This window comes from Marinifilum sp. JC120 (assembly GCA_004923195.1).
GTDB lineage: Bacteria > Desulfobacterota > Desulfovibrionia > Desulfovibrionales > Desulfovibrionaceae > Maridesulfovibrio.
Window position 1 is genome coordinate 1 of record RDSB01000035.1, and the last position, 8209, is coordinate 8209.

The following is an 8209-nucleotide window of genomic DNA, read 5'->3' on the forward strand; positions in this document are numbered from 1 at the left end:
AACAGCTTGAATCCATGTACCGGACTTATGCGGAAGAAATGATGCAGACCCAGCAGCAAATTATGATGGTGAAGCAAAATATTGATCAGTACGTCAACATGGTCAAGAACACCATACGCCTGCCCTTTGCCATTAAAAACAGTGTGATCAGAGACTTTAAACAATTGGCGTCCCTTACCATGGGGTTACGTGAAACAGTTGCAGATATTGATGTGCTGGGCGGAGTTTATCATGCCGCTTATCCAAATTTCAACTCAGCTAAAGAACTGGTTGGTCTTCCGGCCAGTGAAGTGAATCCCCAGTATTACGAATACTACAGCAAGTGGTCTGGTCGTGTAGATGAAGCGACCGAAGCCACCTTTAAACTCTCCGGGCAGCAGCTCAAAGAAATCAGTGAGTCAGAAGAATTTGATTCGTATATCGATGAACTTTTGAGCACCCCGGAAGGACGCATGCAGGCATTAGAAGCTGCCAATCAACTCTCTTCCATCCAAATTTCAGAGATGCGGAAACTGCGCGCCCTCATGGCAATGCATATCCAAAATCAAGCGCAGATCCAGCAGAAGAAGGAGAAGATTGATCAGATTAAAGCACTTCGGTTGAAACAGTTTTATGACACCACCGAAGCAAGAGAAAAACTGAAAACTTATTTAGGACGAAAGGTTAATTAGCATGCCTATTCTTCCTTGCTACTTTTCTTTTTTTCTTGAGCTGCCCGAAAAGCCTCAAGCTTCTTCTTGGCATCACTTGTATCGTAGAATTGTTTCCGAGCTTCTTCTTTTGTTTGCTTTTGTTGGGCGATATCTTTCTGCACTTTTTCCGCTTTGTCGGCACTGCAAGCAACATTTACAAAACAAAGAATCAAAACACTCAGGAAAACCAATAATCTTCGCATATAATCTCCAGTCTTTATTTTGGATAAAATTAGAAATTAGAAGACCAAATGTCAATGCTGTTATTTGTTTTATCGTCGCTTTATCACTCTGCTGCATAGTCCCAAGTGAATGTTTCGCTGACAGTGCAAGTGCTATGAATTTAGGATTTGCAGATGATCTTTTGGCCAATTTTGAAACCACAGCTAAAACATGGGAATCAGCTATTCGAGGATATTCTCTAACCCTTTTTAAGGTATTAATCACCATTGAGCTCGCATGGCTAGGAACACAATCAATACTTAAACAGTACGACATGAAGCAGAAACTAGCTGAGTTAGTACTATTAATTATCTACGCCAGCTTTATGGCTTCTATTGTCTTCCATAGTGGGGAATGGACAACTGCTCTAATTAAATCTTTCAGTAGTGTTGCACTTAAAACTGGTGCACCAGAAGCTACTCCATCAGCAATATTCGCGTATGGCTACGACATAATATGTACACTGACGGATGAAATGAGTTTGTTGGAAAGCGTAGGCGTAATTCTTTGTTGTGTAATCATAGCAATTACATTTGCTTTAATGACTGCCCAAGTACTCTTGGTAAAATGCGAATCAATCATCGTATTAAATGCTGGAGCCATCCTTCTCGGCTTTGGCGGTTCCAAATTCACAAAAGATTACGCGATTAACTACCTCAAATATTCTTTAGCAGTAGCGGCAAAACTTTTTACCTTACAGCTTCTTATGGGCATGAGCATGAACTTTATTGAAACGTTCACGACGCTCAATTCTAAAAGCTTTACTGACATAATTTTAGTTGTCTGCTCATCAGTTCTCATCCTGGCTCTAATCAAATTTATCCCTGCAAAAGTAGCAGAAATAGTCAACGTCTCCCAAGTTTCCGGCGGAGGCGCGCTTACTTCTGCAATGTCTGCGATCGGGATCACAACCATGACGGCAATGCAAATGCCCGCGCAGGCTCTTGGCGGTGCAATTGAAGCCAAGCGCGGAATGGACACCCTCAAGGAAGCATTCAACATGGCCGGATCGCAAGGCGCAACCGGATTAGGCAAGGGAATGCAAGCACTCAAAAACCTTGGCGGCGCGGCTCGGGACAACATCGGCGCGACCAATATGGGCAATCTGCGCAGCACCATTACTTCCCATCATGAAGCCTTCAAAATGCAACAACCTGCTGGACCGTCYACCAACTTCCAGCTTCCCTAACTAATTGGAGTAATGACCTATGTCTAAAYCAACTGAAAAYCCATATCTCACAGGCCGAGAAGAGTGGCTTGARCGWTATGGMTCATACATTGATGGCCGTAACCAGTGGCGGTTATTCGCTTTGTGTTGCCTTCTGGTTACCGCCATATCCATGACCATGAATTTTGTGCAAGTCACTCAAAGTAAGGTTGTCCCGTTCACCGTTGAAGTCGACAAACATGGCCAGGTTCTTTCCGTAACCCGCGCGGATGAAATCGGCCCGGTTCCCAAACGTATTATTCAAGCTGAAGTGGCCAACCTCATCGTCAACTGGCGAACCGTTACCGCTGACATCGGGCTTCAGAAAAAAATGGTTAAGCGCATGTCTTCATTCGTAACCGGCGCAGCCCGCGGTGCAACCAAAAGTTGGTACGAGAAAAACAACCCATATCAGCGCGGACAAAAGGTTCTCGTTGAGGTTGATGTTAAAGGGATTCCGCTCCCTGTCAGCTCAGAAAGCTGGCGCATCGAATGGCTGGAAACCGTGCGCAACCACTCAGGTGTTGCCCAGTCCAGCACTCATTACGAAGCGACTGTAAAAGTCCGCATCTCTCCCCCAGAAACTGAAAGCCAGATTCTCAGGAATCCGCTTGGCATTTATGTCACGGAATTATCCTGGGCAAAACTTCTTGAACAATAGGAGCCGAAATGAAGCATCTCATTTTAACGTTATTCCTTGTTCTCATCGCCTGTTCCGGCTGGGCTGTGCCTAATTCGCAGCAAGCCGCACAGCAAGATCCTAATCAGGGATTGATGAACAAGGTATTTGCACAGCATTCACCGCCTAAAACCGGAAAAAATGTAGCCAAAACAGCTAAAAATCCGTCTTATTCGACCGCTGTGATGGCGCAGCCGGATTACATCTCTAAAACAAACGTTCGTCTTAATAGCAAAGAATGGAAAGCTCTGAAGCTCTCCAAAGAATGGATCAACCGCAAAATCAACCCGATCCTGCTGGAAAACGGCAAGGTCGTTTATATCTTCGGGGCTACCCTGCCGACCATAATTTGTTGCCCATTCATGGCATCAGATTTGGAGCTTCAGCCCGGTGAAAACGTCAATGACGTAATCATCGGTGATACGGCGCGCTGGATAGTAGTCGTCGGTCAGTCCGGCACACCGGGCCGAGAATCAACCCACATCATTATCAAACCCCTTGATGCCGGACTTGTAACCACTGCCGTCATCACTACTGACCGCAGGGTTTATCACCTGAAGCTTGTCTCCAGAATTAAGGATTACAATCCATACGTTTCTTTCATCTACCCGGAAGATCAGCAGAAAATCCTCAAGGCCAGCTTGAAGCGCAAAAAGAAAAAAGACATCTGGGACACCACCCAGATTGAAGGCAAGACCGTGGACCTTTCCACCTTAGACTTCAGCTACACCATCAGCGGTGATGATGCGAGTTGGAAGCCCATGCGCGTCTACAATGATGGAATCCGCACTTTCATTCAACTTCCAAGGACTTCCACCCAAACCGAGATCCCGGTGCTGCTGGTGGAGAAGGCCGGACAAGAAGCAATCGTCAATTACCGGGTCAAAGGCAACGCCATGATCGTTGATGAGATCTTTGAAAAAGCAATCCTCGTGGCCGGAACCGGAATGGATCAGGCCAAGGTTGAAATCACACGAATTGAGGTGACCAAATGATTTACACAACAAAAGACTATGAACGGTTAAGGGCAGGATATTGGCAAATCATTCCTATCGACAACCTCTTGTTCCCGGCTGAGTGTGTAGAGAATACTCTATTAGACGCTTTTCTAGATCATTTAATGAAACTTGATCATAGATCTGGTGCGGCAATTTTAAAGCAGCTTCCAGCATTACGTATGCATCAAGAGCTAAAGGCTGCCGATCTTCGTACAATTAAAAAAGCCAAGGCTTCATCTGAAAAATATCAGCAAGTAAACTCAAGTTTATTATGCGATTTAAAAGAGTTTTTCCTTGAAAATTCTATTACAGGCTATTTTGTTGAGTTTTGCATCGACATAGACCTTCCTTTTTCATTGGACGAAAACCGGACATGGGATGGAGAGTGGTTCTATTTCCCTGAATTTAATCTAGAAAAGATAGAACAGAATCTTAATAATTGGGCTGAAGCAAAAAGAAGAGAATGGCTCAGAAGATACACTCGCTCCGGACTATTTTCCATACTACATGCACCAAGCCTACTTACGGTTTCTGATTATGCAGTTACTGAATCCAGCTTTATCTCAGCACTGAAAGACCTACCTGACGATTCCCCAATCTTTAAGAGCGTTCCAGCTCTTAGCAAGATAAAAAAGACATGCTCAAATTATGAACTCAAAGAATTTAAAACCTTACAAAAAACAATCCAAAAATACGAACTCTCTGGATTCTTTGTTGAGCTAAGAGCTTTGCTTATTCAGAAAAAAGAGAAGAAACAAAAATACTTCGCCGAATGGATTTATACCTCCAGCTTAGAAGAAGCAGAAGACAAGCTCTCTGCATGGGTCGTGGATAAAATTATTAAAGAGCGAAAAAGAAAGAAGAGCAAACCCAACAATAATGCATTGGAGGGTAAATAATGAGAATCCTAATTCTGATCATCCTGCTGCTCTTCCCCACCGGCTGCAATGCTTGGCGGTCCGTAACCAAACAGGTCGAAGTAGTTGAACAGACTACGCCTATGTACGAGGAGCACGAAGTTGACTCCATCGTTGAGGAGGCCGCGCTCAAGGTTGCCGCCCATTATCCTCCGGGCCGCACCATGCTGCATCTGACTGTTTCGGACAATCCTTGCGGCTGGAAATTTGAAGCCAATCTGCGCGAACAGGGTTTCCAATTCAGCCCCAAGACCACTGATCCCAATGTGATGGACATGAACATGGTCTTCGATTCCATCACCAACAGCACGCTCTACTATCTGTATCTAGGTTCCTCGGATGGCTGGTCCTTCGGGCAGGTCTACAACCTGACCTTCGAAGGGTTTGAAAAATCCGGCTTGCTCACCCAGACCCCGGCTTTCTTTGAGTTCGTGGGCAACGACGCCGAGCAAGTTGAATCACCCCTCAATGATGACTGGTCCATCGTTCCCGGCGGACTTCGTGACCAGCTCAAACGCTGGGCCGGTCGCGCAGAATACACGCTGGTCTGGAAGGCCAATCATGACTTTGAAATGCAATCCCACGCCACTTTCAGAGACACATTTCCACGGGCAGTTAAACGCCTCTTTTCACGAATGCACGCCAACGGAAACTCCCTGCGCGTGACTCTCTACCAAAAAAATAAACACATTGTTGTTAGCGAGGATTAAGCATGAAACGCACATTGCTACTCATACTCATATTTTCTTTTAGCCTTTGCAGTTGCGCTCCGCTCCAGCCATCCCCACAGGAACGATCGGTGAAAAGCCGTGCTGCTTCCATGAGAGCGGCCAGCAGCAAAAAAACTGTTTCTATTGTCCACGCTCCATACCTCGGAGCCATTCCGGTGGAGCTGGAAGACAACAGACTGCCTTCAGTTTTCAACCGCCGCGTAACCCTGACCAACCGGATCGGCACAGCTTCCCAGATCGCCAAATGGGTCAACGAGCTTGTACCGCTGCACATTGAAGTAGAATCCGGGGAAGCTACCGGAAAAGAAAAACAGAAACGCATGCGCATCAACTATGATGGCCAGCTCTCCAATTTGCTGAACACCATATGTGAATTTTTCGGCATGGGCTGGGAATATGACCAGCTGAGCGGAAAAGTTGAGATTGCGCGTCTGCAAACAAGGTCATTCAATCTTGCCGTTGCTCCGGGAAATATCAAATACGAATCGACTATCACCAACAAATCCCAAACTTCCGGCAGTTCCGGCGATTCCAGCAGCATGGAAGGAGTTGGCCAGACCACCAAAACTTCGGACAGTGTCAGCCAGACTTCGCAGACCAACAAAGCCAGCTTTGAAGGAAATGTATGGAAGGACACCGAAAAATCCATTGAAGCTATGCTTTCCAAGGATGGCCGGGTTGTAGTCAACGAAGCCGCCGGAATGGTCACCGTTACCGACACCGCCACGGTCCTGCGCAGAGTCGGAAACTATATAACATCTCTGAATACCAAAATGGGCAGGCAGGTTGCCTTAGCCGTTAAGGTCTGGGCCTTGGATATGAGCCGCAATGCTGATGTCGGCTTTGATATTGAATCCGTGCTTAAGGCCGGGCAATCGAGCTTCAGCATGCTTGGCGGCCAGCCATACAGCACTATTTCAGGGGCCGGAACACTGACCGCAGCCATTCTGGACGGCAACTGGAAAGACACCAAGCTCATGCTTCGTGCGCTGAAGCAGCGCGGCCGTACCACCCTGCTTACTTCCGGGTCCGGGATTGTCATGAACAATCAGGCCCTGCCTGTTCAGGTGGTCAAACGCGATACCTATCTTGCCGGAATCAGCTCCACCACCACGGAAAATTCCATGCAGACCTCGGAGCTGACGCCGGGTGAAGTTTCCACTGGCTTTTCCATGACCGTGATCCCGCACATCATGAACAACCGCAAGGCCTTCCTGCAATACAACATTACCCTTTCATCCCTTGATTCCATGGATGAATTCACTTCCGGTGATCTTACCATCCAGCTTCCGCAGGTTTCCACCCGCAGCTTCAGCCAGCGGGTCAAAATGAAATGCGGCCAGACTCTGGTCCTCGCCGGGTTCGAGCAGGAAACCGACCAGCAATCCAAAGGAATCGGCATCAGCGCAGGCGGACACAGTCAGAAATACGGCAAATCCCTGATCATCATCACCATTGAGATGGAAAGTGCCGGAGTTTAGCCATGCGCAGTATCAAAATTAATAAGAAAGAATACGCCATTGGATTCTGGTGGCAGATCCTTGAAGGCAAGGGCAGAAAACAGCTTTTTGAAAAAGCCCGCTCAGTTGCCGAGGATTTCAAGGACCGTAAATACAACTGCCTCGTTCCCCGCAAGCAACAATATGGCCTTGGTTCCTGCGAAGGAGACAAGATCAAACGGTTGCCCTCTCTGGCCTGCGCGCTGGTGGAAAGATCCACCGACACTTGGATCGGCATGTTCTGCCTTGCGGACGACCTTTGGTGGGTCTGCGCGGTCAGCAAAAAAACAATTGTTGCTGAAGGGGATCAGTTCTTCAGCTCTCAAGCGGAAGCTAAAGCTCATCTTGCCAGCCTGAAATCCATGTCCAGCTGGGACAAGGAAAATGAATACATCTGCGAGACAGTAGATGAATCCCTGTCGCATTTTGACGGATTGCTCAAACCGTCTGAACGAGTTCAGGCTTTAAATCCTGAGCACTCCAACCTGAAACTTATTATTGGAGTGGCCGTCATTCTTACAGCCTGCGCGGGCTGGTACATGTGGAACTCACACCAGCTGGATCTACGCGAAGCCGAGCAACGCAGGATCGCCCGTGAAGCCCGCCAGAAAGAACTCCAAAAACAGGAAACCGTCCAAAAAGATCCGCAGCAGCTTTTTGCTATGACTTGGAAGGAAACTCCCCTGCCGTCAGCATTTGCCCATGATTTCCTGCGCGCTGTGCGTAACACCGAACCCTACACCCTCGGATGGAAACTGAGTTCCATTGTACGTGATGCGGATGGAATTTACATGGCTTGGCTGCATCAGGAAGGAGCGGATTTCACCGACCGCCCTACCATTCAAGAAATCAATTCCACTCTCGGCGCAAAGCCTGAGCTGGCCGACCTGACCATAAATTATCCCGAAGCTGAGAAACGCCCGGATCAAAACCCCATCCAAAAGGGCGTTGCCACAGCAAGACTCTATGAACTGACCCGCAATCTCGGAGCCAAGATAAACCTCACTTGGCAGATTCCGGAAACCAAAAAGCTGGACAACAAGATCCTCAAGAAAGCCGTTGCCGTCACAGCCCCGTGGGTCAAGGGAGAGTGGAAACTTTCCGCTCTCCCGGTCGGGGTAACGATCGAGGACGCGCTCTTCACAGCACTGGATTCCATTCCTTGTCTGGTCCTTTCAAAGATCGACTTCACAAACAATAAATGCACCTTGGAGGGCCAGATTTATGCGAGCTACTAACCTGCTTTTTCTGCTCTTACTTATTG

Annotated in this window: 8 protein-coding genes; all 8 read left to right on the forward strand. The window is 47.4% G+C overall.

Features of this window, described 5'->3' with window-relative positions; all coding sequences use genetic code 11:
• Positions 1-671: P-type conjugative transfer protein TrbJ (gene trbJ, locus D0S45_19850; protein ID TIH11602.1), on the forward strand; the 671-nt coding region annotated here is incomplete at its 5' end.
• Between the two features lies 1 nt (position 672).
• Positions 673-2103, forward strand: coding sequence for a P-type conjugative transfer protein TrbL (gene trbL / locus D0S45_19855; protein TIH11603.1), 1431 nt, complete (start codon positions 673-675; stop codon positions 2101-2103).
• A gap of 19 nt (positions 2104-2122) precedes the next feature.
• The gene (locus tag D0S45_19860; GenBank protein TIH11604.1) at positions 2123-2782 is read left to right on the forward strand and encodes a type IV secretion system protein; all 660 of its coding nucleotides are present in this window, start codon (positions 2123-2125) and stop codon (positions 2780-2782) included.
• An 8-nt stretch (positions 2783-2790) separates the two neighbouring features.
• Positions 2791-3795: a P-type conjugative transfer protein TrbG gene (gene trbG, locus D0S45_19865; protein TIH11605.1), complete on the forward strand. Its 1005-nt coding sequence runs from the start codon at positions 2791-2793 to the stop codon at positions 3793-3795.
• Positions 3792-4697, forward strand: coding sequence for a hypothetical protein (locus tag D0S45_19870; protein ID TIH11606.1), 906 nt, complete (start codon positions 3792-3794; stop codon positions 4695-4697). Before trbG ends, D0S45_19870 begins: the two co-directional genes overlap by 4 nt.
• Positions 4697-5425, forward strand: a complete 729-nt coding sequence (locus D0S45_19875) for a hypothetical protein (GenBank protein ID TIH11607.1) — start codon at positions 4697-4699, stop codon at positions 5423-5425. The genes D0S45_19870 and D0S45_19875 overlap by 1 nt, the downstream gene beginning before the upstream one ends.
• A gap of 2 nt (positions 5426-5427) precedes the next feature.
• On the forward strand, positions 5428-6927 hold the full coding sequence (locus D0S45_19880; protein TIH11608.1) for a type II secretory pathway component PulD-like protein: 1500 nt from the start codon (positions 5428-5430) through the stop codon (positions 6925-6927).
• Between the two features lie 2 nt (positions 6928-6929).
• Entirely contained in the window at positions 6930-8183 is a 1254-nt protein-coding gene (locus D0S45_19885; protein TIH11609.1) for a hypothetical protein, read from the forward strand.
• Positions 8184-8209 lie beyond the last annotated feature (26 nt).